Genomic DNA, 25,426 nt, shown 5'->3' with positions numbered 1-25,426 from the left:
AGACGATTATCATGATGCATTGGCGCTCAATCCTTCGAATCATCGGGTTATTAATTGCCCTGTTATCGGTATTTATGTTGCTACCAGCACTTGTTGCTTTAATCTATCGTGATGGTGCTGGCGCAATCTTTGTTCGATCGTTTTTTGCCGCATTGATATTAGGCTGTTTATTATGGCTACCAAATCGCCATCATCGCCATGAACTGAGCACGCGTGAAGGCTTTTTTATCGTCGTACTATTTTGGGTGGTGTTAGGTACAATCGGCGCATTTCCGTTTATTTTTGACACACATATTAATTTAAATTTAACTAACGCCTTTTTTGAATCATTCTCAAGCCTAACAACAACTGGCGCAACAACCATCGTTAAATTAGATCACCTACCTAAAGCCCTGCTTTTTTATCGGCAATTACTACAATGGCTTGGTGGTATGGGGATTATCGTTTTAGCTGTCGCCATTTTACCATTATTGGGCGTTGGGGGAATGCAACTTTACCGAGCAGAAATTCCCGGCCCACAAAAAGATAGCAAAATGCGCCCTCGTATTGCCGAAACGGCTAAAACACTTTGGTCAATTTATATTTTACTGACCACGCTTTGTGCTGTTTGTTTATGGGCAGCTGGAATGAATGCCTTTGATGCCATTTCACATAGCTTTTCAACAATATCGATGGGTGGATTTTCAACGCATGACAATAACCTTGCTTATTTTAATAGTGCTACAATCAATTACATTGTTACCCTCTTTTTAATTTTATCGGGTTGTAACTTCGCACTTCATTTTGCCGCATTAAGTGGATTTTCAATTAAAGTTTACTGGCGAGATCAAGAATTTAGAACTTTTGTTTTTATTTTAGCTGTTTTAATTGCAATCTGTGCGTTTGGCATTTATTTTTATCAACCAGAACGAAAATTAAGTATCGATAAGATAGTACTGCAAGTTGTATCAATAACGGCAACGGTTGGATTTACGGTTGATGATATTAACACATGGCCTTCATCATTACCGATTTTTTTACTATGCGCTTCATTTATTGGTGGTTGTGCCGGTTCAACTGGCGGTGGCTTAAAAGTAGTTCGAGTTCTCCTTTTGTTTATGCAAGGGTCGCGTGAATTAAAGCGCTTAATTCATCCAAATGCTATCTATACCTTAAAATTAAATAATCGCGTGGTTCCTGAACGTATTATTGAAGCTGTTTGGGGATTCTTTTCTGCATATGCGCTAGTCTTTTTAGTCAGCTTATTTGCTATTATGGCAACCGGTATTGATACTACAGATTCTTTTTATATTGTTGCCTCATCACTGAATAATTTAGGGGTCGGCCTTGGTAGTGTGAGCGATAATTTTGCCAGAGTTAGCGATATAGTAAAGTGGGTAATGGTTGTCGATATGTTATTTGGCCGATTAGAAATATTTACTTTATTAGTTTTATTCACCCCAACGTTTTGGCGAAGCTGATTTTATACTAAAACACATGCTTTCCTGAAAATTTTTGACAAAATACACAAATTTACAAATATTTTATTGATTATTTAGCCAATTACAGACAGAATTACTGGGCAGCATGTGCTGTATTTATTAGAGGTAATCACCTGACATATGGAATGGATCATGGATCCTACAATCTGGATTGGCTTATCCACTCTGGTTGTACTTGAAATCGTCCTTGGTATTGATAACATTGTTTTTATTGCCATTCTTGCCGAGAAACTTCCACCCCATCAACGAGACAAAGCCCGCATTACAGGCCTTGCCTTTGCATTAATTACCCGAGTGTTATTATTAATGTTCACGGGTTGGTTAGTTACACTCACTACACCATTATTTTCAATATCTGGAATCAACTTTAATGCACGCCAACTGATTATGTTAATCGGGGGGATATTTTTACTATTTAAAGCCACAATGGAGCTCAATGAGCGCCTTGAAGGTGCGTCACACGAAGACGGAAAGCCGAAAAAAACCTCTCACTTTTGGACTGTTGTAGCCCAAATAGTCGTACTTGATGCGGTGTTCTCACTTGATTCGGTGATTACCGCTGTGGGAATGGTTGAACATATTCCTGTGATGATTATTGCTGTTTGCATCGCCATTGGCATTATGATGGTGGCAAGTAAACCATTGGCTTATTTTGTCAACGCTCACCCAACGATTGTCATTCTCTGCTTGAGCTTCTTATTAATGATTGGCTTTAGCCTAGTTGCCGAAGGTTTTGGTTTTATGATTCCAAAAGGTTATTTGTATGCCGCAATTGGATTCTCAATTATGATTGAGTTTTTCAACCAATTAGCCATTTTTAACCGCCGCAAAGCATTAAATAAAAAACCATTACGTGAACGCACTGCCGAAGCAATTTTACACTTATTAAAAGGTGATGCAGAAGAAGATCCCGATACCCACACCATTGATGTGGTGTCAGATGCCAATAAAAAAGTCTCGGTATTTAATCATCAAGAACTGAGCATGGTTGAGCGAGTGCTTGGCCTAGCGCAACGTTCCGTCAGTAGTATCATGACATCTAGGCTTGATGTTGATATGGTTAATATCAATGATAATCGAGATGTCATCATAAAAGAAATTTTTGATAATCCTCATTCACGCTTAGTAGTCACGGATAATGACTCGATTGATGAACCATTAGGCATTATCCAAGTTAATGATCTTTTAAAAGATGTGCTACAAAGTAAAGCACCAATCGATATTCACTCACTTATCAAACAACCTTTAATCTTTCCAGAAACGGTATCGTTACTGGTTGCACTAGAACAATTTAAAAAGGCTAAAACCCATTTTGCTTTCGTGGTTGATGAATTTGGTTCAATGCAAGGGGTTGTCTCGGTGACAGACATTATTGAAACCATTGCAGGCGATTTCCCAACAGAAGAAGAGGAAATTGATGCTAAACATGATATTCAATGTTTAGATGATAATAGCTGGATTGCGAATGGTTATATTCCAGTTGAGGAACTCATTCGTTTTGTACCAATACCGATTGATGATAAGCGCGAATATCATACCTTGGCAGGACTGTTAATGGAAAAAGCGCAGCATTTACTCAATGTTGGCGAAACCATTCAAATTGGCGATTATCTATTTGAAGTAGCCGAAATAGAAAGCCACAGAATTCTGAAAGTAAAAATTACGTTAAATAAACTCGATTCTGGCGCATTGTAATACAGTATAGCCAGAATAACGCTTGACCAAAATAAATAACTGGCAATAATAATGTGGCAACACCTCTGAAGATGTGGAGCAATAACTCCTCATCTTTTTTATTTTTACTTTTTGGTAAAAAAGCTAGCACTGTTTATCAACATTTATGATTACTTATCAATCCAATTAGGCCTTAACTTATGAATTCAATATTCGAAAAACTATTTCAATTGAAAGAAAAAAAAACAACTATCGGTACGGAAATAATTGCAGGATGTACAACCTTTCTTACTATGGTGTATATCATCTTCGTTAATCCATCCATTTTATCAGCAACCGGTATGGATAAATCTGCGGTATTTGTACTAACTTGTGTAATTACTGCGTTGGCGACGATTTTAATGGGCCTATTTGCTAACTTACCAATAGCACTTGCACCAGCAATGGGGCTTAACGTCTTTTTTGCCTATGGTATCTGTGGTGCAATGGGCTATTCTTGGCAAATTGGTATGGGCGCCATATTTTGGGGTTCTTTAATCTTTTTTATGTTGTCACTCTTTAAAGTCCGCCACTGGTTAATTGAACATATTCCACAATGTTTACGTATAGGTATTAGTGCCGGTATTGGACTATTTATTGCTTTTATGGGCTTTCAAAACATGGGTATTGTGGTTGCTTCACCTTCCACACTCTTAACGATGGGGAATATCTTATCGCTTAAAGTCCTATTAGGATCACTAGGTTTTTTCATCATTGTTATTTTAGCGGCTCGCAACTTTCATGCTGCGGTATTAATTTCGATTTTAGTTGTGACATTACTGGCACTATGGCTAGATCCTAATATCAGTTACCAAGGTATTGTATCTACGCCACCAAGTGTGACCAGCGTTGTTGGTCATGTTGATCTAGCAGGTTCGCTTAATATCGGCATTATGGGTGTTATTTTTTCTGTGATGATTGTCAGCCTATTCGACTCATCGGGCACCATTTTAGCATTAACCGATAAAGCCGGAATTAGCGACGAAAAAGGCCGATTCCCTAAAATGCGTCAAGCGCTATTAATTGATAGCTTTAGCTCTTCTTTAGGGGGATTATTTGGTACATCATCAGTATTAACCTATATCGAAAGTTCGGCTGGTATTTCAGTCGGTGGTCGCACAGGCTTAACAGCTGTGGTAGTCGGTATATTATTCTTAGCCGTGGCCTTTTTATCGCCACTAGCCCATTTAGTACCAAGTTATGCAACTTCAGGCGCCCTTATCTTTGTTGGAATTTTAATGGTTTCAAGCTTGATTAAAGTTAAGTGGTCTGATTTAACCGAGGCAACACCAGCATTTATCACCGCAATCATGATGCCTTTTGCCTTTGCTATTACAGAAGGTGTTGCACTAGGCTTTATCTCTTACGTAGTGCTAAAAACCTTTACAGGTAAATTTAAAGAGCTCAATCTTTGCGTAATTATTTTTGCGTTACTATTTGCTTTAAAATTTATCTTTATCGATCATCATTAAAACAACTCCCCATTGTGACTTGCAATGGGGAATAAGCATTTGTCAAAACGGCTAATACAGATATTGATCTATTTTTGCTTATGAATATCAGTATAAAAACCCTACCCTCTTTTCATTAAAAAAATGATGACCTTCAACAAGAATTAAACTCTAGATCAAACACTTAATATTAGCAAAAACTTGACATTATTTCCCCTGGGGTCTAGAATCTTGCGACCCAAAACTTATATACATAGGTTTTGGTCTACAGTTATTAATTACGTATCTAAAAAGCAATTTTAAATTTATTTTAATTAATCAGGAGCTTATTAATGGCAACAATTAATCAGCTGGTACGCAAACCAAGAGCACTAAAGGAAGCGAAAAGTAACGTCCCTGCCCTTGAAGCATGCCCGCAAAAACGCGGTGTTTGTACTCGTGTTTACACAACTACACCGAAAAAACCAAACTCAGCATTACGTAAAGTGTGTCGTGTACGTTTAACTAACGGTTTTGAAGTAACTTCTTATATCGGTGGTGAAGGCCACAACTTACAAGAGCACAGTGTAATTTTAATCCGTGGTGGTCGTGTTAAAGACTTACCAGGTGTGCGTTACCACACTGTTCGCGGTGCATTAGACTGCGCAGGTGTTAAAGATCGCAAACAAAGCCGTTCTAAATACGGTGTTAAACGACCTAAAGCTTAATGGAACTCCGTTAAGTAAGGCCAAACTATATAATTCCATTTAACTCATTTGAGTTTTGGGTAAACCTGAAAAATTTATAACATATAAACGGAGTATTCCAATGCCACGTCGTCATGTTGTCGGTCAAAGAAAAATTCTTCCTGATCCGAAGTTCGGTTCAGAGTTACTGGCGAAATTTGTAAATATTTTAATGATAGATGGTAAAAAATCTATCGCAGAATCAATCGTATATTCAGCTCTTGATAAATTAGCTGAGCGTAGTGGAAAAGACCACTTAGCAGCTTTCGAAGTTGCATTAGATAACGTAAGACCAACTGTAGAAGTTAAGTCTCGTCGCGTTGGTGGTTCTACATACCAAGTTCCTGTTGAAGTGCGCCCTGTTCGTCGTAATGCACTTGCAATGCGTTGGATTGTAGATGCTGCACGTAAACGTGGCGATAAATCAATGGCTCTACGCCTTGCGAATGAACTTATGGATGCTTTTGAAAACAAAGGCACCGCTGTGAAAAAACGCGAAGATGTTCATCGTATGGCTGAAGCTAATAGAGCGTTTGCACACTATCGTTGGTAATCAAGTCATTTACACAAATGACTTGAATTAAGACTGATTGCCCTTATCTGCTTTCAGTCTACTTAAATGATACTTTGTTAAGCAAACGATTCTAAATAGAGGATTAATATGGCTCGTACAACCCCCATAGCACGTTACCGTAATATCGGTATCAGTGCGCATATTGACGCAGGTAAAACAACAACAACTGAACGTATTTTGTTTTACACTGGCGTAAGTCACAAAATTGGTGAAGTTCATGATGGCGCAGCGACCATGGACTGGATGGAACAAGAACAAGAGCGTGGTATTACTATCACATCTGCAGCAACAACTGCATTCTGGTCTGGTATGGGTCAACAATTTGAACCACACCGCATCAACATTATCGACACCCCAGGACACGTTGACTTCACAATCGAAGTTGAGCGTTCTATGCGTGTACTTGATGGTGCAGTTATGGTTTATTGTGCAGTAGGCGGTGTTCAACCACAATCAGAAACAGTATGGCGCCAAGCAAATAAATATAAAGTTCCACGTATTGCATTTGTCAACAAAATGGACCGTATGGGTGCTAATTTCTTACGTGTTGTTGATCAAATCAAAACCCGTTTAGCAGCAGTTCCTGTTCCTTTAGTTTTACCAATCGGTGCAGAAGAAGGATTTACTGGTGTTGTTGATTTACTTAAACGTAAAGCAATCAACTGGAATGATGCTGATCAAGGTGTAACATTCACTTATGAAGATGTACCAGCAGATATGGTTGAGCAAGTTGAAGAATGGCGCTCATTCTTAATAGAAACTGCTGCTGAAGCAAGTGAAGAGTTAATGGAAAAATACCTTGGTGGTGAAGAGTTAACTGAAGAAGAAGTCAAAGCAGCACTACGTGAGCGCGTGCTTGCTAACGAAATCATCTTAGTAACTTGTGGTAGTGCCTTTAAAAATAAAGGTGTCCAATTTATGCTTGATGCCGTTATTGAATATTTACCAGCACCAACCGATGTACCAGCAATCAAAGGTGAATTACAAAATGGTGAAGCAGCGGAACGTCATTCAAGTGATGATGAACCATTCTCATCATTAGCATTCAAAATTGCAACTGACCCATTTGTTGGTAACTTAACATTCTTCCGTGTGTACTCTGGTGTGGTTAACTCTGGTGATACTGTTCTTAACTCTGTTAAAGATAAAAAAGAACGTTTTGGTCGTATCGTTCAGATGCACGCTAACAAACGTGAAGAAATCAAAGAAGTTCGCGCAGGTGACATTGCAGCGGCTATCGGTCTTAAAGATGTGACTACTGGTGATACACTGTGTGCTGAAAGCGCACCGATCATTCTTGAAAGAATGGAGTTCCCAGAGCCAGTAATCTCGGTTGCTGTTGAACCAAAAACCAAAGCTGACCAAGAAAAAATGGGACTTGCTTTAGGTCGATTAGCGCAAGAAGATCCTTCATTCCGTGTTCACACTGATGAAGAATCAGGTCAAACTATTATTTCTGGTATGGGTGAACTTCACTTAGAAATCATCGTTGACCGTATGAAGCGTGAATTTAAAGTGGAAGCAAATGTTGGTAAACCACAAGTTGCTTACCGTGAAACAATTCGCAATGAAGTAGAACAAGAAGGTAAATTTGTTCGCCAATCTGGTGGTCGTGGTCAATATGGTCATGTATGGTTAAAAATCAAGCCATTAGAAGCAGGCGGCGAAGGCTACAAATTCAACAATGAAATTGTTGGTGGTGTGGTTCCTAAAGAATACATCCCTGCAGTTGATAAAGGCTGTCAAGAACAAATGAAAAACGGTGTTCTTGCTGGTTATCCAATTGTTGATGTTGAAGTCACTATCTTTGATGGTTCTTACCATGATGTTGACTCATCAGAAATGGCATTTAAAATTGCTGGTTCAATGGCATTTAAAGACGGCTTTATGAAAGCAAAACCAGTGCTTTTAGAGCCGATTATGAAAGTAGAAGTTGAAACGCCTGAAGATTATATGGGTGATGTTATTGGTGACTTAAACCGTCGTCGCGGTATGATCGAAGGCATGGAAGATACTGCAACTGGTAAAACAGTAAAAGCACAAGTTCCACTTTCAGAAATGTTTGGTTATGCAACAGACCTACGTTCACAAACTCAAGGTCGTGCTTCTTACTCTATGGAGTTCTTGAAGTACAATGAAGCACCAACAAATATTGCAACAGCAATTATTGAAGCTCGTAAAGCGAAATAATTATTTATCTAAATAAAGTAACACTTCCCTTAATAACATAAGGGAAGTGATTTAATAAAGGAACATTAAGATGTCTAAAGAAAAATTTGAACGTACAAAACCCCACGTTAACGTTGGTACAATCGGCCACGTTGACCATGGTAAAACAACTTTAACTGCAGCAATTACTTCTGTTCTTGCTAAAAAATACGGCGGTCAAGCTCGTGCATTCGATCAAATCGATAACGCACCAGAAGAAAAAGCACGTGGTATCACCATCAATACTTCACACGTTGAATACGATACACCAACTCGCCACTATGCGCACGTAGACTGCCCAGGCCATGCTGACTATGTTAAAAACATGATCACTGGTGCGGCACAAATGGATGGTGCTATCTTAGTCGTAGCGGCAACTGATGGTCCTATGCCACAAACTCGTGAGCACATCCTTTTAGGTCGTCAAGTAGGTGTTCCTTACATCATCGTATTTTTAAACAAATGTGATATGGTTGATGACGAAGAGTTATTAGAATTAGTTGAAATGGAAGTCCGTGAACTTCTATCTCAATACGATTTCCCAGGTGATGACACACCAGTAATCCGTGGTTCAGCGCTTAAAGCATTAGAAGGCGAAGCAGCATGGGAAGACAAAATTGTTGAATTAGCTGAAGCATTAGACAGCTATATTCCAGAGCCAGAGCGTGATATTGATAAACCATTCCTATTACCAATTGAAGACGTATTCTCAATTTCAGGTCGTGGTACAGTAGTAACTGGTCGTGTTGAACGCGGTGTAATCAAAGTGGGTGAAGAAGTTGAAATCGTGGGTATCAAACCAACAACTAAAACCACTTGTACTGGTGTTGAAATGTTCCGTAAATTACTTGACGAAGGTCGTGCGGGTGAAAACGTTGGTGTATTACTACGTGGTACAAAACGTGAAGAAATCGAACGTGGTCAAGTACTTGCAAAACCAGGTTCAATCACTCCACATACTGATTTTGAATCAGAAGTGTATATCTTAAGCAAAGATGAAGGTGGTCGTCATACTCCATTCTTCAAAGGTTACCGTCCACAGTTCTACTTCCGTACAACTGACGTAACAGGTACGATTGAATTACCAGAAGGCGTAGAAATGGTAATGCCTGGTGATAACATCAAAATGACAGTATCATTAATTCACCCTATCGCGATGGCTGAAGGTTTACGTTTTGCGATTCGTGAAGGTGGTCGTACTGTTGGTGCTGGTGTGGTTGCTAAAGTTATTAAGTAATTCAAAGATTAGCAATTATAAGATGAGGGTGTCATTTGATGCCCTTTCTTATCTAGTCTGTTTAGCAAAATGTTTTTATTTAAAAGAGCATTTTGGAAAGTAGATACTATTATAATATAACATAATCATGGGTTTTATATGCTAGTAAGTAACGAGGGTCAAAATACAAATACTGCTCTAGACAAATTGAAATGGTGTTTAGTTTTAGTATTGATTGCGTTTGTTGTTTGGGGAAATTTTTATTTTGCTGAACCTAATGATATATATCAACCTAATACGATCGTTCGGATTATAGCGGTTGTTGTGCTTTCGCTATTAACTTTATTAATTGCGATCACGACAGCTAAAGGTAAATTATTTTTGTTGTTTTTACAAGAATCACGAAAAGAGTTAAGAAAAGTTGTATGGCCGACTCGTAAAGAAACGACACAAACAACCATGCTGATTGCTGCTATCACAGTTATTGTTGGTTTAGCGCTTTGGGGAATGGATTCTTTATTCGGTTCAGCCATCTTTTATTTAACATCAATAGGGCGTTAATATGAGCGAAACACAACAAAAACGTTGGTATGTTATACAAGCGTATTCTGGTTATGAAGCGCGTGTAGCACAATCATTACGTGAATATATTAAATTACATGATATGGAAGATTCTTTTGGGGAAGTATTAGTACCAACCGAAGAAGTTGTTGAAATGAAAAGTGGTCAGCGCCGTAAGAGTGAACGTAAATTCTTTCCCGGTTATGTATTAGTTGAAATGGCGATGAATGATGCGACTTGGCATTTAGTAAGAAGTGTGCCAAGAACAATGGGCTTTATTGGTGGTACTTCTGATAGACCTGCCCCGATTAGTCAGCGTGAAGTTGATGCTATTATGAATCGCTTACAACAAGTTGGTGATAAGCCACGTCCTAAAACTTTATTTGAACCAGGTGAGCTTGTTCGTGTTAACGAGGGCCCATTTGCTGACTTTAATGGTGTTGTTGAAGAAGTTGATTATGAAAAAAGCCGCTTAAAAGTATCGGTTTCTATCTTCGGTCGTTCAACGCCTGTTGAGCTTGATTTTAGTCAAGTTGAAAAAAGCTAATCAATTTTATTAGAATAAATTATTTGATAAAATCAAAAAATCACAGAGTTAAATCTGTGATTTTTTTTATTCTAGCCAATAAAATTAAACTTATTTATTACAATATTGCATTACAAGTGAAATAATCTATTCTATTTGAAATTCTTCAAGTTGCTGTTGCAAATCCAACCACTTTAACTCGCTTTGCTCTAACTCGCTTTTCAGTTGGCTTTGTTGCAAAAGTAAACTTGTTAAATCCGATTTTTTATTGGATTCATACATCATCGGATCAGACAGTTGTTGTTCTATCATTTGCAGTTGTTTTGCTAAATTTTCCTGTGTTTGCTCTTCTTTTTGTAACTGTTTTTTTATTGGCTGCATTTGTGCGCGTAATTCAGCTTGCTTGCGTTTTTGCTCTTTACGATCTTGAGCTGATATATTAATTGTATTTTCTTTTTTGGGTGAATTTATTTCGTCATTTGATTGGTTATCATTTTTTTGTGCTTCGGCTAACCATTTTTGATAATCATCAAGATCGCCGTCAAATGGTTCAACTTTATGATCATGGACTAAATAGAATTCATCGGTGGTCGAACGTAGTAAATGGCGATCATGTGACACCACAACTAATGCACCGTCAAAATCAATTAGCGCTTCAGTCAACGCTTGTCGCATATCTAAATCTAGATGGTTAGTTGGTTCGTCTAATAAAAGGAGATTCGGTTTTTGCCAGACAATTAAAGCTAAAACAAGACGTGCTTTTTCACCGCCCGAGAAAGTTTTAACTGGCTCGGTGACTTTATCGCCTTGAAAATCAAATCCACCCAAATAATTACGCAGTTCTTGCTCTGTATTTTTTGGTTCAGCAAGTTGCGTTAAATGCCAAAGTGGTGACTCATCGGGGCGTAGATATTCTAATTGATGTTGAGCAAAATAGCCTAATTGAACACCTTTAGCGAGATTAATATGTCCTTCCTTAGGTGCAAGTTCTCCGGCGAGTAATTTAATCAGTGTTGATTTCCCCGCACCATTGCGCCCCAATAAGCCAATGCGCGAACCGGGAACTAAATTAAGCTTAATTTTTTCTAGTATAATTTTATCATCGTAACCTGCGACGACTTTGTCCATCATTAACAAAGGGCTTGGTAAGAATTCAGATGGCTTAAAATTAAAATGAAATGGATTATCAACATGCGCAGGTGCAATTAGCTCCATTCTTTCTAACATTTTTATACGGCTTTGTGCCTGTTTAGCTTTTGTTGCTTTGGCTCTAAAGCGATCGATATAATTTTGCAAGTGTGCAACTTTGAGTTGTTGGCTTTCATAAAGCGACTGTTGTTGAGCAAGTTTAGTTGAACGTTGGATCTCAAAGGAGGAATAATTGCCCGTATATTCAAATAAACTCTTTTGCTCAATATGAATAATTTTATTGACTAACGGATCCAAAAAATCACGATCGTGAGATATTAAAATCAAAGTTCCCGGATAGTTACTTAACCATTTTTCAAGCCAAATCACGGCATCTAAATCAAGGTGATTGGTTGGTTCATCAAGCAGTAATAAATCAGAACGACACATTAATGCCTGAGCCAAATTTAATCGCATCCGCCAACCACCAGAATAGGACTTAACCGGTAACATTAATTGTTCATTAGAAAATCCTAGTCCATGTAGTAGCGTTGCGGCTCGAGCGCGAATTGTCCAAGCATCAATGGTATCAAGCTTTTCATGAATAACCGCAATTTGCTGACCATTATTTTGTTCATTAGCGGTATTTAATTGTTTTTCTAATTGTCGATACTCACGATCGCCATCAATGGCATATTCAATCGCAGGGATATCTAACGCTGGGGTTTCTTGATTGACCCAAGCGAGTTGCCATTGCGATGGTATATTTAACGTGCCAGCATCAGCTTGAATTTCACCTTTAATCAGTGAAAAGAGCGTCGATTTTCCGCAACCATTTTTACCCACTAATCCCACTTTTTGTTGAGGATTAATAGTTGCTGAAGCATTATCTAAAAGCAAGTTAACGCCTCGGCGCACTTGGATTGAATCAAAAACTATCATGATATTTTTGTCTATTATTCAAAATAAAATAAGTTAATAAAAATTGTTTTAATCATCCAACATTAGGGACGTTATAACACAATCAATTTAAACAAAAAAGCCCTTTGATAAAACGAAAAGGGCTTAAATTTAATAATTCACAGGACTATTTTTTTATTGCTGATAAAGCACGACGAATAAAGAACGTACATATACCAACAAAAACAAAGAGGCCTAAAAGTTGAGGTAACATACCTAAATCGAGCGGTATTGCAAGTGGAGCATCATTTCCACCATTGGTGATGCTAATCACAATCACAATGGCTAATAAAACGCCCACTAAACTTTCACCAACAATCAAGCCTGATGCAATTAATGCCGCTTTACGATCAGCTTTTTTGAATTGCTCTTCTGGATCTAAATTTTGTGCTTTGGCTTTTTTGTAAGCATTACGTTTAATTATCCATGATAATAAAGTGCCAATAAAAATTGGTGTTGTGATACTTGGTGGTAAATAAATGCCTAAACCAACAGCAAGTGCAGGTATGCGAAAGTTAGATTTATTTTGGGCAAGAATTAAATCAATAATAATAATGACAGCGCCTAAAGCAAGCCCTATTAAAATCATCGTCCAGTCAAGTTGATGGGCAAAAATACCTTTAGCAATTGTTGTCATCAGTGTTGCTTGTGGTGCTGCCAAAACTTGAGTTGTACCCATATCAGAACGAGGTAAAGCGCCAGTAAAGCCGTAAGCGTTATATAAAATCTCTAAAATAGGCGCAATAACAATTGCACCAACAACACAGCCAAGTAATAATGCCACTTGTTGTTTCCATGGGGTAGCATTAACCAAATGACCTGTTTTTAGGTCTTGTAAATTATCATTTGAAATACATGCTATTGCCAAAACGGCACTAGTAGTAAAGAGTGCAAGGGCTGTGGCAAAGTTGGAGCCTTCAATAGAAGCTAGCATACCATTCGCTTCACCTAAACCTAATAAGATTAATGAAATGACAACCACTGCAACAATTGCTATTCCTGATATTGGGCTTGCTGATGAGCCAACAAGTCCAGCCATATAACCACACGCGGCAGCCACTAAAAAGCCCATAATAAAAGCAAATAATACAGCGCAAAAAACTAATGTCCAAGCCATGCCTGCTGATAAACCACTATCGGCAATAAAGCTATAAAAAGTCACTAACAAAATAACTAACATACCACCCATAATTAATAAAATAGCTTTAGGTGATAAATCCCGCTCGGTTGATGCAACATCATTGCCAGACACATCTGAACGCATACTTTTAAATGATATTTTTAAACCTTCAATCATCGGTTTGATTAATGTCAGTAATGTCCAAACCGCTGCAATAGCAATGACCCCCGCACCAATAAAGCGTATATCTTTTGCCCAAAATCCCATTGCAACTTTAGATAAAGGCTGACTGGTATCATAATCGGTAATTGCACTTAAAATTGGAACGCCAAATACCCAACCAATAATGGTTCCAATTAAAATAGCAATTCCTGACATAATTCCGATCAAATAGCCAGCACTGAGTAACGCTAACGAGAATCCCATAGGCAGTTGAAAAATGGATTTGCCAGCGGAAAACCAATAAGCAGTACTTTCAGATAACAGGCGAAAACCATTAGTAAAAAGGCTAACAATAGAGGCAATGATGCCGCCAAATAAAATATCCTTTAAACCATCGTTAGTTTCTTTATTATCGGATTTAGATCCTGCCTTTAAAATTTCAGCAGCGGCTACACCTTCAGGGTAAGGTAAATTACTTTTAACTACCATGACATGACGCAATGGAATTGAAAATAAAACCCCAAGCATTCCGCCTGCGGCACATATTGCAAAGGTTAGCCAAAAGGGAAAGTCTTGCCAGTAACCAATCATTAACAAACCCGGAAGCACAAAAATAATTGAAGATAATGTACCCGCTGCTGATGCTTGAGTTTGCACCATGTTATTTTCTAAAATAGTTGAACCTGAAAACAGTTTCAATATTGCCATTGAAATCACTGCCGCAGGAATTGCGGATGAAAATGTTAATCCAACTTTCAAACCAAGATAAACATTCGATGCAGTAAAAATGACAGTAATAAAAGCACCAAGAATAGTGCCTCTTAAAGTAAGTTCACGTAAATTATTCATATATCAATAAAGTTAATTTAATAGAGGAGTATTATATACTTAATTCGCTTTTATCGGCTACAAGTTCCGTAAATAGCTTTAGTTTAGTGCTTTTATCATTATTTTGGGTGAAATAATTAGCAATAACATCAAAATATATTGGCATTAACCTTTAAAAAAATAACCGTTTTGTTATTAAACCTTTACAATGACGCTGATTAATTACTTATTTGTGGGGGGTATTTTGAACGCATTACAGCGCTTACAAGCTATTATTAAACAACTTCGCGATCCAATTAATGGTTGCGAATGGGATCGAGTTCAAACTTTTTCGTCTTTAAAATCATATACACTAGAAGAAACGTACGAAGTGCTTGATGCAATTGATAAACAAGATATGGAGGAGCTAAAAAAAGAACTTGGCGATCTATTGTTTCACATTGTCTTTTATGCTGATTTAGCCCAAGAACAAGGAAGCTTTGATTTTGATGAGGTCTGTTTAGCGGTTGCTGATAAGTTAGTTTATCGTCATCCGCATATTTTCACCGAAAATAAGGTAGAAAAACCTAACTGGGAACAACTTAAACAAAAAGAACGCGATCAAAAAACACAATACTCATTGCTCAATGATATTCCCCAAGCAATACCTGCCTTAATGCAAGCTGAAAAAATTCAAAAACGTTGTGCTTCGGTTGGTTTTGATTGGCATGATATAAAACCTGTGCTCGATAAGGTAAAAGAGGAACTTGGTGAAGTTGAGCAAGAGCTTGAGCGAAACAAGCAAGATCCACAAAAAATTGAAGAAGAGTTAGGTGATTTGCTGTTTGCGACCGTCAATTTAGCTAGGCATTTAAATATTAAATCAGAACTTTGTTTACAGCAAGCCAATAAAAAATTTACCCGACGATTTCAACAAGTAGAATCGATACTCAAACAAAAAAACTTATCTTTAATTGATGCAACGCTTGAACAAATGGAAGGTACGTGGCAAAGTGTTAAGCAATTAGAACAGATTAAACTCAATAGCGAAGTGAATAAAAATGACTGAACAAAAAAATGAATTATATCAAGAGATCGAAGCATGGGCACAAAATGCGATATTAAATAGTCCAACATGGAGCATTAACCAGCTTGATTACTCAGAAAAAAGCATCACTGTTGTTGAAATGATTATTAGTGAACTGGCTGAAAAGAACTTCAGCATTTCAGAAGAGCAATTAAACATGATATCGCAAGAATATGGCTGTTATTTATTACTCACCGCTTATAAATTATATGGTGGCGAATTTTATTGGAATGAAGAGTTTGAACAGCCCATGCTAATTTGTTGTGAACCCGATTCGATGATAGCGCTGATGACATGGAACAAAGTCAAAGGACGTTTAGTGGGGGATAAAGCCGATCATATCGCCTACTTCTTAGATGAATTTGGTAAAGCTACCTTTCAACCAGAAAAAGGTACTCATATAGTTTATTTATAATTCGCTTAAATTAAAATATAGCCTAATAAATACGATGATAGCCTCTGATATGAGGCTATATCACTGCCTAAATATTTTCACTGATAGCTTGCTAACTCGACTAACGGCAACAAACAAAACCACGCTACAATTCTGGTTATTGAAAACGACATCAATAAGTTGCTTAATTTTTATTGGCAATATACGATAAAAATTAATAACAATATAGTTTAATGGGAAATATTTGATTATTTCGACTTCGTAACAAAACTTTAGAATTTATTCAAATTGTATTTAAAATTGAGTAATATTTTGAAAATTAATACTTACCGCTATACCATCATCCAAAGATAAAAGCTGCAAAATATAGATCCCTTATCGCATATTGTATTCAGTGAAAAATCAAATAAAATCAATTGCTTTTCTGAATGGTTTTTAAGTGCTAGATGCATTGTTTTGGGGCTTATTTAATTTAGCGCTTTTTAAGTTTTGTGGATAAAATTCACTATTGATGATAACTTTCGAGTAGAAAGTTGGACTTCTCCCAGAGGTAAGCAACATGGATTTGGGTAAGCAAGAGAGAGGTCAAGAAACCTCTCTTGTTTATGATAAATTAAAATTAATCATAAGCTACTTTATTTTACGCGTGAAACATATTCACCTGAGCGTGTATCAACTTTTAGAATTTCGCCAATTTGTACAAATAGCGGCACACGTACGACAGCACCAGTTGATAGCGTTGCTGGTTTCCCACCAGTTCCTGCTGTGTCACCTTTTAGACCTGGATCGGTTTCAATCACTTCAAGTTCAACAAAGTTCGGTGGCGTTACTGCAATTGGCTGACCATTCCATAAAGTTAAAATACATTCAGCTTGATCAACTAACCATTTGGCATTATCGCCAACCGCTTTAGCATCAGCTGAAAGTTGTTCAAATGTTTCATTATTCATGAAATGCCAAAACTCGCCATCGGTATAAAGATAAGTTAAATTCATATCCACAACATCAGCGGCTTCAACTGATTCGCCAGATTTGAAAGTTTTATCGACAGTTTTTCCTGAAAGTAATTTTTTAATTTTTACGCGGTTAATTGATTGGCCTTTACCTGGTTTGTAAAATTCATTTTCAACAATGACACATGGCTCGCCATCTTGCATTATTTTAAGACCCGCTTTAAACTCATTAGTACTATAAGATGCCATAAAAGCTCCAACTAAAATTCTGAATTACAAAAAATGAGCCACATTATACAGCAAAAAATTGAACTACCAAATAATAAAGATAGATGGATTGTAGATCTTGCCAATGTTGTGACAGATATCAATGTTTTATATGCTTATTTGGATCTAGACCCAAAAACCATTTCAAGCTCTATGCAATTGGCAAAAAAGCAGTTTCCACTTCGTGTACCGATGGCTTTCATCAACCGGATGAAAAGAGGTGACAATAATGACCCTCTTTTATTGCAGGTGCTTTGCGATGATAACGAATTATTAAAAGTAAAGGGTTATAGCAATGACCCATTACAAGAGCAAGATAATGTTATTCCTGGGCTATTACATAAGTATCATAACCGAGCATTGTTAATAACGAAAACAGCCTGTGCAATTAACTGCCGTTACTGTTTTAGGCGACATTTCCCTTATCACGATAATCAAGGTAATAAAAAAAACCTATCTTTTGCACTTGAATATATTGCTAACCATCCAGAACTTGATGAAATTATTTTATCAGGTGGTGATCCTTTAATGGCTAAAGATCATGAAATAGCATTTTTGATTAATGCATTAGAACAAATCCCACATATTAAACGTTTGCGTATCCATACACGTTTAGCAGTTGTTATTCCTTCACGAGTAACATCTGAGCTTTGCAAATTATTTTTTGAAAGCAGGTTGCAAATTGTAGTAATTACTCACATTAATCATCCCAATGAGATTGATAATGATGTTGCTAATGCAATTAGGCTTTTAAAACAGAGTGATGTGACAACACTGAATCAGAGCGTTCTACTGAAAAATGTTAATGACAACGCCAAGGTTTTAGCACAGTTAAGTAATCGGCTTTTCGATGTTGGTATTTTGCCCTATTACATCCATTTATTAGATAAAGTGCAAGGCGCCGCCCATTTTTTAGTCAAAGATGACGTTGCAAAAATAATAATGAAACAGTTAGCCGAAAAGATATCGGGTTATTTGGTACCTAAATTAGCACGCGAAGTCGGTGGCGAAAAAAGTAAGCGTGTACTTGCTTTTATGGATTAGTTGATTTATTTTTGTTTTTTTAAACTATTATGTTATAAGAATTTGTTTGATTTTATTCAATTGTGCCATAATGAACTGTTAATAGTTATTTATTCAAATAAATCGGTGAAAATCTCATTGACGAAAAATAAAATAGTCTCTATAATTCCGACTTCTTTAATTAAAGCTGTGGAGTTTAAACTCTGCAACCTGTTGATAAATTAGATTTGGATATAAATCGTCATGAAACGCACATTTCAACCATCAGTATTAAAACGCAATAGAACTCACGGTTTCCGTGCTCGTATGGCAACTAAAAACGGTCGTCAAGTTCTTGCTCGCCGTCGTGCTAAAGGCCGTGTTCGTTTAACTGTTGCTAGCTGATTTAAAGTTGGGTGATTAAGTTCACTTTTCCTCGGGAGTTACGATTGCTAACTCCCTTTGATTTTAATCGTGTCTTCCAAGAGTCCGTGCGGGCTGGTTCGCCGTTTTTAACTTTAGTAGCACGTAAAAATAACTGTAACCATATACGGTTGGGGTTTGCTATAGCGAAAAAACAGGTAAAAAGAGCGCATGAGCGTAATCGTATTAAGCGATTGACTAAAGAGTATTTTCGACATCATCAACATCAACTTCCCAATATTGATTTTATTTTGATGGCTAAACAGCCTGTTATAGATTTAGATAATCAACAAATCGTTGAAACACTCAATAAATTATGTCAACGAATCATAGCCAAGATCGATATTTAAATAAATTCATATCAATTATTAAACTGCACGTTTATGCATGTAACCACATGATAGTTAATACTTTTGTTTTTTTTGTACGTGTTTATCAACGTTTTATTAGTCCTTTATTTGGTCCAAAATGTCGCTTTACGCCGACATGTTCACAATATGCAATAATTGCACTAAGACGCTTTGGATTAATAAAAGGTGGTTGGCTAACAGCTAAACGTGTATTAAAATGTCATCCTTTACATGACGGAGGAGAAGATTTTGTTCCTCCAAAAACTAAAACCAATAGAGAAAAACACTAATGGGATCTCAACGTAATATTTTAGTCATTGCTTTACTTTTTGTATCTTTTTTTATTTGGAAAGCGTGGGAGGAAGATCACGCACCTAAACCTCCGATCACAAACCAATTAACACAACAAATAGGTGATGATAATTCAACAGATGGCTTGGCACAGGGTAAAATAATTACTGTAAAATCAGATGTGTTGTCACTCACTATTAATACTTATGGTGGTGATGTACAAGCTGCACAATTGTTAAAATATGAGCAAACACTGCATTCTGGTACGCCTTTTCAGTTATTAACTTCACGTCCCGATTTCATCTATATTGCTGAAAGTGGTTTAACAGGTAAAGATGGCCCAGATAATGCTAAACAAGGTTCAAAACGCCCAGTATATAAAACTGAGAAGTCAGAATATGTTTTAGCTGATGGTCAAGATGAGTTGCGTGTTCCATTAACGTATCAGGTCAATGGGGTAAGCTATACTAAATATTACATATTACATCGTAGTAATTATGCCATTGATGTTCAATATGACATCAATAATCAAAGTAGTCAGCCGATTGATGTTTCTATGTATGGGCAACTAAAACAAACTATCAAATTACCTGATGATATTCCAACTGAAGGTGGTAGTGGGTTAGGGCAAAGTGCATTCCGTGGTGCAGCTTACTCTAGTTCTGGTAGCAACTACAGCAAATACAGTTTTGACAATATCAAAGATAAAGCTTTATCAGTCGAGACGCAAACAGGCTGGATTGCGATGCTGCAACACTATTTCGCGTCGGCATGGGTGCCAGCACAGGATACAAATAATCTATTTTACTCTCGTGCAACTGCAAATAATTCACAAGCAACAATTGGTTTCAAAGGTGAGCCAAGCGTTATTCCTGCAGGTAGTACACAAACCATTAGTGCAAAATTATGGTTAGGACCTGAAATTCAAAATCAGCTTAAAGAAACTGCAAATCATCTTGATTTAATTGTTGATTACGGTTGGTTATGGTTCTTGTCACAACCTCTTTTTTATTTGTTGAAGTTTATACAAAGTTTTGTTGGTAACTGGGGCCTCTCAATTATTGTTATTACTTTTATTGTTCGAGGTCTTTTATTTCCATTAACTCGAGCACAGTATCGTTCAATGGCAAAAATGAAATTATTACAGCCTCGTATAGAAGCTTTGAAAGAGCGTTATGGTGATAATAAACAAAAAATGAGCGTTGAAACAATGGCTCTCTACAAACAAGAGAAAGTCAATCCATTAGGCGGTTGTTTACTAATAATTATTCAAATGCCGATTTTCTTGTCATTATTCTATATGTTAAGTAGCGCAGTTGAATTACGCCATACACCATTTGCGCTTTGGATTTATGACTTATCTGCGCAAGATCCTTATTATATTTTGCCTTTATTAATGGGTGGCTCCATGTTCTTAATTCAAAAAATGTCACCAACTCCAGCTACCGATCCATTACAACAAAAATTAATGACTTATATGCCATTAATCTTTACTGTGTTCTTTTTATGGTTCCCATCAGGCTTAGTTTTATATTATATCGTCAGTAACTTATTCACAATTGTCCAGCAACGCGTTATCTACTGGGAACTTGAGAAAAAAGGACTTCATGAGAAAATAAAAAAATAATATTGTTAAAAAAAGGAGGAGGAAAATCCTCCTTTTTTCGTTTTTACTTTTGGCATTTATAATATGAATATACAACAACAAGTTAATTTAACTGGCAGTGAAATAGGTTATTGGTTTGTAAGTACTAATGGGCGATTATGGTTGCCTGATGGTGAAGTTCCTGTTGGGCGTGCTGATGAACTTGGTTTTACGAATAAACGAGCTCAACCAATAGGTGAGTTGAATGGACAAACTGCTTGGCTCATTTGTAGTGAAATAAAAAATGCGATGAGTTCAATCCGTCCATTACTTGATAGCGCAGATCAATCCTTATTTAATATGGCTGGACGAGCTGTGCAGCTTTCTGAGTTTTATCGCTCCCATAAATATTGTGGATATTGCGGACATGAGATGTATATCAGTAATACCGAATGGTGCTGTATGTGTGATCACTGCAAAGAACGTTACTACCCACAAATTTCACCATCTATTATCGTAGCCATTCGCCATAAAAATAAAATTTTATTAGCCAAGCACATTAGGCATAATCGAGATAACTTGTACACCGTATTGGCTGGTTTTACTGAAATTGGCGAAACAATGGAAACAGCCGTTGAACGGGAAGTATTTGAAGAATCAAGAATAAAAATTAAGAATATTCGTTATGTTGGATCGCAACCTTGGCCATTTCCAAATTCATTAATGATGGCTTATTTGGCTGATTATGATAGCGGTGAAATAGTGGTAGACAAAAATGAACTTATTGAAGCAAACTGGTACCATTACACACAATTACCTAAAATTCCTGAGTATGGCACCATTGCTAGGCGGTTAATTGAAGATACAATTATACTTTGCCGCCAATATGACGAATATGGCTGTGACTAATCAATCATATTGAATTGTTCTGGTTAGATTAACAGTTTTTGATTCGCTACCTGCTGTAATACAAACAGCTTTAGTCCAATCGTTGTTTTGATTATATTCCGAGTAAGTACAAGTTTCTGTTAGTTCAACTTCTTGCTCATTATTCTCATTAATGATGATGTCTCCATTTGATGATAACTTAAATGTTTTAGTAATGGTCTTTTCTATTTGCTCGTTATCATTATATATAACATCTTTTTCTTGTGATAATACTGGGAATTTCGTTTTTTCATCGACAGGAACATAGGCATTATATAATACAAGTTCTACATGATCATTATCATAAATAATTCTACTGCTAAATATCACATTATTTTCGGCAAAATGTGATAAAGTTGTCTCAACTAAACGGCCTTGCTCATCAAATTCCGTACTTGCAACGATGTCATTATCATTATTCTTCATACCAAGAATATTTTTTGATGAATCAAAAACAATGGCATAAACATTTCTGGTGTCGTTCATACCATAGCTATACTTAGCCGTATCATAGTTTATTTCACCATGTAATCCTTCTAAATCATAATTAGTGACAAAGCCTTGTTCATTATAGTTAATTGTTTTACTTGATGAACCTTGGATTTGTTGTTGTTTAATTTTTTTACTAAATGGTAAAAGTTCTGGCTCAGTATGAAAAAGATAACTATTAATAACCGCAGTTGGTAATTGTGATAATCGGGTACCGTCAGATGTTTTTTTACCATCACAACCATTGATTAAAAATGTACTGCTAATTAAACATATATATAAAAATAAATTATTTTTTTTCATAGAACTGATTTCCATTTATGTTATTGTTTGAAAAATTTATGATAAAACGTCAAATTATCAAATTATCAAATTAATTATTACATTCTTTTTTATATTTACACCAAATGGCAAGCGCATCACAGTGCCAATACTTCATCATTTTGCACCAATTAGATCGCCATTTACGCACGGTATCGTTGTGTAAGTTAAGTGTTTTTGCTATTTGCAAATTATTTGCTCCAGAAACAATCAAATCAATAAATTGTAGCCATAATTCAGGTTTCGGAATACGGTTTAAGCTGGTGTCTCTTAAAATATTAAAACTATGTCGACAACATCGGCAACGATAGCAAGCACGATTTCCAACTTTAGTTGTTTCGTTAGATCCACAATATATGCAGGTTTGATTTTGTTCACCCAATAAATTCGTTACTTTGTCTTTAATTATTTTATATTGTTGTTCTAAAGTTGGAATTAATGTTGTTTGTTTTTTATGAGTATACCAATTATGTAATGATGGATAATTGTTTTGAAGATAATTAATAATTGCACATTCCCGACGAATAACCTTTGCCAGTGAAATATCAAGCTGTTTAGCAATATTGTTATAACTGATATTTTTTATACGGCTAATAAAAATAACTTCTAATTCATTAAATGGCACTAAACGACGGAAAGGAGTGTTGGTTGAAACAGTAAAATATTTATGACAAGCTTTACAGCGGTATGTTTTAGTTGGTTTTGTCCGAACTTTATAAAACTTAGTATTTTTACAAAATGGGCAAACTTCTACATGTTGTGATGCTATTTTTCCTAGATTATGATGAAAAGCTTTAAATTCATCATGCAATTCGGCTGGTGCGAGTTCATAAATCATTTTTATTCCCTTATCGCTTATCCTTGTAAATATTATCAGATTTTTCCCTAAACATATAGCTTTATTGACATTTTTTGCATTTATTACTTTGAGAATGTATTTATTGTATTGATTTATATTTTCTGTGGTTTATTTATAGTAAATACTGTTAATAATTCATCGACGAAGATGGCTATTAAAAATATAACTATCGATAAAAATAGCACAGCAATAAGTATAAAATTCTCTATAATACAAGCTTCAGTCATTAAAATGACCGAGCACTAAATTATAATTATTTTAAAATAAGCTTATGTTGACACTTTTTACTGACTTTAATCGTATATCAGAAAGCAAGGATATCAATGGCATTATAAGCGGATATATCAAGCATATTACGAGTTAAAGTTTAATCTAAAGGTAAAAAACGTATTGCCCGACGAAAAGTAGAAAATATATCGGCAAGTAAAATTATCTGCTGTTTACAAATTGGAAAATAGAATTAGAGATTGTTTTTCAGGCTACTAACAACTAATCAAATAGTTTGCTGTAAATAACCAACTCATTGTGTATTAGTTCCGACTTAATCGGACAAAGGGATTGAAAAAGAGAACGTTACCAGTTTTGATATTTAGGTGTCAAATCTACAATCAAAACAACAAGAGGTAACGCTCATGCTTCATACTAACAGTCAAATCATAAAACATAAAGTAGGCTTATTAAATTTAGCTGAAGAACTTCAAAACGTGTCTAGAGCTTGTAAAGTGATGGGAGTATCATACGTTTTATCGTTATAAAGAACTCGTTGAAGAAGGTGGTTTAGGCTCTTTAATATCAAAGAGCAGACGGACACCAAATCTCAAAAATCGCGTTGATGACCCAATGGAACAAGCCGTTATTCGTTATGCTATTGACTATCCTGCTCATGGTCAGCATAGAACAAGCAATGAGCTTCGTAAGCAAGGTGTTTTTATTTCAGGAAGTGGCACGCGTTCTGTTTGGTTAAGACATAATATTGAGAATTTCAAAAAACGCTTACATGCTTTAGGAGAAAAAGCGGCTCAGAAGGTATTGAACTCAATGATAGCCAAATAGCTGCATTAGAAAAGAAAAAACACGATGATGAAGCTTGTGGCGAAATAGAAACCGCTCATCGAGGTTATCTTGGCTCTCAAAATACGGTTTATGTTGGTAATTTAAAGGGTGTCCGTCGGATTTATCAACAGACTTTTGTTGATACTTATTCTAAGGTTGCGCATTGTAAATTGTATGTGACCAAAACGCCAATTACAGCAGCCGATTTACTCAATGACAAGGTCTTACCATTTTATAATGCCCATCATTTGCCAATGCGTCGAATATTAACCGATAGAGGAACGGCGTTGGCACTATTGCAAAGCATGATTATCAACTTTATCTGGCGATTAATGATATTGACCATACTAAGACAAAAGCTATGTCGCCACAAACGAATGGGATCTGCGAACGTTTTCATAAAACTATTTTACATGAGTTTTATATGGTGACATTTCGTAAAAAGCGCTATTCAGATTTAGAAACACTCCAAACAGATCTGGATAATTGGCTGCATTATTACAATAATGAACGAACTCATCAGGAAAAATGTGCTATGGTCGAACACCAATGAAAACATTGCTTGATGGAAAACGGATCTGGGAAGAAAAAAATCTGAACCAGATTTAACCTGACAGACACCCAATAAAAACTGGTAACTGTCAGATTAGGTTTGAGCTAGTACACGCCATAATCATAAAGATTGTAACCTAAATTTAAAGCACCTGCTAATTTAGTTTTATTCATTGAGTCGAAAATACCGTCTTTCACTATACCACATATATAATGTAAAGTATCTTCAATGTCGTTCACT

22 protein-coding genes and 1 pseudogene are annotated in these 25,426 nt (G+C 36.3%); 18 read left to right on the top strand and 5 right to left on the bottom strand.

The annotated features are described in order from the left end of the window. Positions 1-14: 14 nt before the first annotated feature. The 9 genes from A9G30_RS07510 (at position 15) to nusG (ending at position 10,476) form a co-directional block, all read left to right on the top strand. Positions 15-1,460, top strand: coding sequence for a TrkH family potassium uptake protein (locus A9G30_RS07510; RefSeq protein ID WP_065582222.1), 1,446 nt, complete (start codon positions 15-17; stop codon positions 1,458-1,460). Positions 1,461-1,601: 141 nt separating this feature from the next. Then, positions 1,602-3,176, top strand: coding sequence for a TerC family protein (locus A9G30_RS07505; RefSeq protein WP_065582218.1), 1,575 nt, complete (start codon positions 1,602-1,604; stop codon positions 3,174-3,176). Positions 3,177-3,355: 179 nt separating this feature from the next. Continuing rightward, entirely contained in the window at positions 3,356-4,666 is a 1,311-nt protein-coding gene (locus A9G30_RS07500; protein ID WP_065588555.1) for an NCS2 family permease, read from the top strand. A gap of 311 nt (positions 4,667-4,977) precedes the next feature. Next, on the top strand, positions 4,978-5,352 hold the full coding sequence (gene rpsL / locus A9G30_RS07495; RefSeq protein WP_034883792.1) for a 30S ribosomal protein S12: 375 nt from the start codon (positions 4,978-4,980) through the stop codon (positions 5,350-5,352). A gap of 100 nt (positions 5,353-5,452) precedes the next feature. After that, positions 5,453-5,923, top strand: a complete 471-nt coding sequence (rpsG, locus tag A9G30_RS07490) for a 30S ribosomal protein S7 (protein WP_034915550.1) — start codon at positions 5,453-5,455, stop codon at positions 5,921-5,923. A gap of 108 nt (positions 5,924-6,031) precedes the next feature. Then, a complete protein-coding gene (gene fusA / locus A9G30_RS07485; protein ID WP_065582220.1) occupies positions 6,032-8,134 on the top strand; it encodes an elongation factor G in 2,103 nt (700 codons plus the stop codon). Between the two features lie 70 nt (positions 8,135-8,204). Next, positions 8,205-9,389 (top strand): elongation factor Tu, encoded by a 1,185-nt coding sequence (gene tuf, locus A9G30_RS07480; protein ID WP_065582082.1) that lies wholly within the window; start codon positions 8,205-8,207, stop codon positions 9,387-9,389. A 138-nt stretch (positions 9,390-9,527) separates the two neighbouring features. Then, positions 9,528-9,929, top strand: coding sequence for a preprotein translocase subunit SecE (gene secE, locus A9G30_RS07475; protein WP_065588554.1), 402 nt, complete (start codon positions 9,528-9,530; stop codon positions 9,927-9,929). Position 9,930: 1 nt separating this feature from the next. Further along, entirely contained in the window at positions 9,931-10,476 is a 546-nt protein-coding gene (gene nusG / locus A9G30_RS07470; protein WP_065582367.1) for a transcription termination/antitermination protein NusG, read from the top strand. 126 nt (positions 10,477-10,602) lie between these two features. Here the strand turns inward: nusG and A9G30_RS07465 are convergent, their stop codons facing one another. Together A9G30_RS07465 and A9G30_RS07460 are read right to left on the bottom strand one after the other, a co-directional pair. After that, positions 10,603-12,525 carry an ABC transporter ATP-binding protein gene (locus tag A9G30_RS07465; protein WP_065588553.1) on the bottom strand — a complete coding sequence of 641 codons (1,923 nt, stop codon included), beginning with the start codon at positions 12,523-12,525 and terminating at the stop codon, positions 10,603-10,605. Positions 12,526-12,670: 145 nt separating this feature from the next. Further along, positions 12,671-14,674: an OPT family oligopeptide transporter gene (locus A9G30_RS07460; protein ID WP_065588552.1), complete on the bottom strand. Its 2,004-nt coding sequence runs from the start codon at positions 14,672-14,674 to the stop codon at positions 12,671-12,673. A gap of 223 nt (positions 14,675-14,897) precedes the next feature. Between A9G30_RS07460 and mazG the strand changes: the two genes are divergently transcribed. After that, positions 14,898-15,701: a nucleoside triphosphate pyrophosphohydrolase gene (mazG, locus tag A9G30_RS07455; protein WP_218057760.1), complete on the top strand. Its 804-nt coding sequence runs from the start codon at positions 14,898-14,900 to the stop codon at positions 15,699-15,701. Continuing rightward, on the top strand, positions 15,694-16,134 hold the full coding sequence (locus A9G30_RS07450; RefSeq protein ID WP_065588550.1) for a hypothetical protein: 441 nt from the start codon (positions 15,694-15,696) through the stop codon (positions 16,132-16,134). The genes mazG and A9G30_RS07450 overlap by 8 nt, the downstream gene beginning before the upstream one ends. Positions 16,135-16,748: 614 nt before the next feature. Here the strand turns inward: A9G30_RS07450 and efp are convergent. Next, complete coding sequence (gene efp, locus A9G30_RS07445; protein ID WP_065566367.1) at positions 16,749-17,315, bottom strand: elongation factor P; 567 nt, start codon at positions 17,313-17,315, stop codon at positions 16,749-16,751. A gap of 33 nt (positions 17,316-17,348) precedes the next feature. On the opposite strand from efp, the gene epmB reads away from it, so the two are divergent. The 6 genes from epmB to nudC all read left to right on the top strand — a co-directional run bounded on the left by epmB (position 17,349) and on the right by nudC (position 21,893). Beyond that, a complete protein-coding gene (epmB, locus tag A9G30_RS07440; protein ID WP_065588549.1) occupies positions 17,349-18,377 on the top strand; it encodes an EF-P beta-lysylation protein EpmB in 1,029 nt (342 codons plus the stop codon). A 222-nt stretch (positions 18,378-18,599) separates the two neighbouring features. After that, positions 18,600-18,740 (top strand): 50S ribosomal protein L34, encoded by a 141-nt coding sequence (gene rpmH, locus A9G30_RS07435; RefSeq protein ID WP_025314679.1) that lies wholly within the window; start codon positions 18,600-18,602, stop codon positions 18,738-18,740. A gap of 11 nt (positions 18,741-18,751) precedes the next feature. Continuing rightward, complete coding sequence (gene rnpA, locus A9G30_RS07430) at positions 18,752-19,108, top strand: ribonuclease P protein component (protein ID WP_081295751.1); 357 nt, start codon at positions 18,752-18,754, stop codon at positions 19,106-19,108. A gap of 47 nt (positions 19,109-19,155) precedes the next feature. Next, on the top strand, positions 19,156-19,398 hold the full coding sequence (gene yidD, locus A9G30_RS07425) for a membrane protein insertion efficiency factor YidD (protein WP_065588547.1): 243 nt from the start codon (positions 19,156-19,158) through the stop codon (positions 19,396-19,398). After that, positions 19,398-21,026 carry a membrane protein insertase YidC gene (gene yidC, locus A9G30_RS07420; protein ID WP_065588546.1) on the top strand — a complete coding sequence of 543 codons (1,629 nt, stop codon included), beginning with the start codon at positions 19,398-19,400 and terminating at the stop codon, positions 21,024-21,026. Before yidD ends, yidC begins: the two co-directional genes overlap by 1 nt. 63 nt (positions 21,027-21,089) lie before the next feature. Then, positions 21,090-21,893, top strand: coding sequence for an NAD(+) diphosphatase (nudC, locus tag A9G30_RS07415; RefSeq protein ID WP_065588545.1), 804 nt, complete (start codon positions 21,090-21,092; stop codon positions 21,891-21,893). On the opposite strand, the gene A9G30_RS07410 is transcribed toward nudC, so the two are convergent. Together A9G30_RS07410 and A9G30_RS07405 are read right to left on the bottom strand one after the other, a co-directional pair. Continuing rightward, the gene (locus tag A9G30_RS07410; RefSeq protein ID WP_141672035.1) at positions 21,894-22,718 is read right to left on the bottom strand and encodes a hypothetical protein; all 825 of its coding nucleotides are present in this window, start codon (positions 22,716-22,718) and stop codon (positions 21,894-21,896) included. It lies immediately after the preceding gene. A 55-nt stretch (positions 22,719-22,773) separates the two neighbouring features. After that, entirely contained in the window at positions 22,774-23,559 is a 786-nt protein-coding gene (locus tag A9G30_RS07405; RefSeq protein WP_065588543.1) for a transposase, read from the bottom strand. A gap of 653 nt (positions 23,560-24,212) precedes the next feature. On the opposite strand from A9G30_RS07405, the pseudogene A9G30_RS07400 reads away from it, so the two are divergent. After that, positions 24,213-25,242: pseudogene (locus A9G30_RS07400) on the top strand (IS481 family transposase). The last annotated feature ends 184 nt before the right edge of the window (positions 25,243-25,426 follow it).

Source organism: Gilliamella sp. Fer4-1 (genome assembly GCF_001690515.1).
Taxonomy (GTDB): Bacteria; Pseudomonadota; Gammaproteobacteria; order Enterobacterales; family Orbaceae; genus Gilliamella; species Gilliamella apicola_C.
This window is presented reverse-complemented; position numbering and strand designations above follow the sequence as displayed.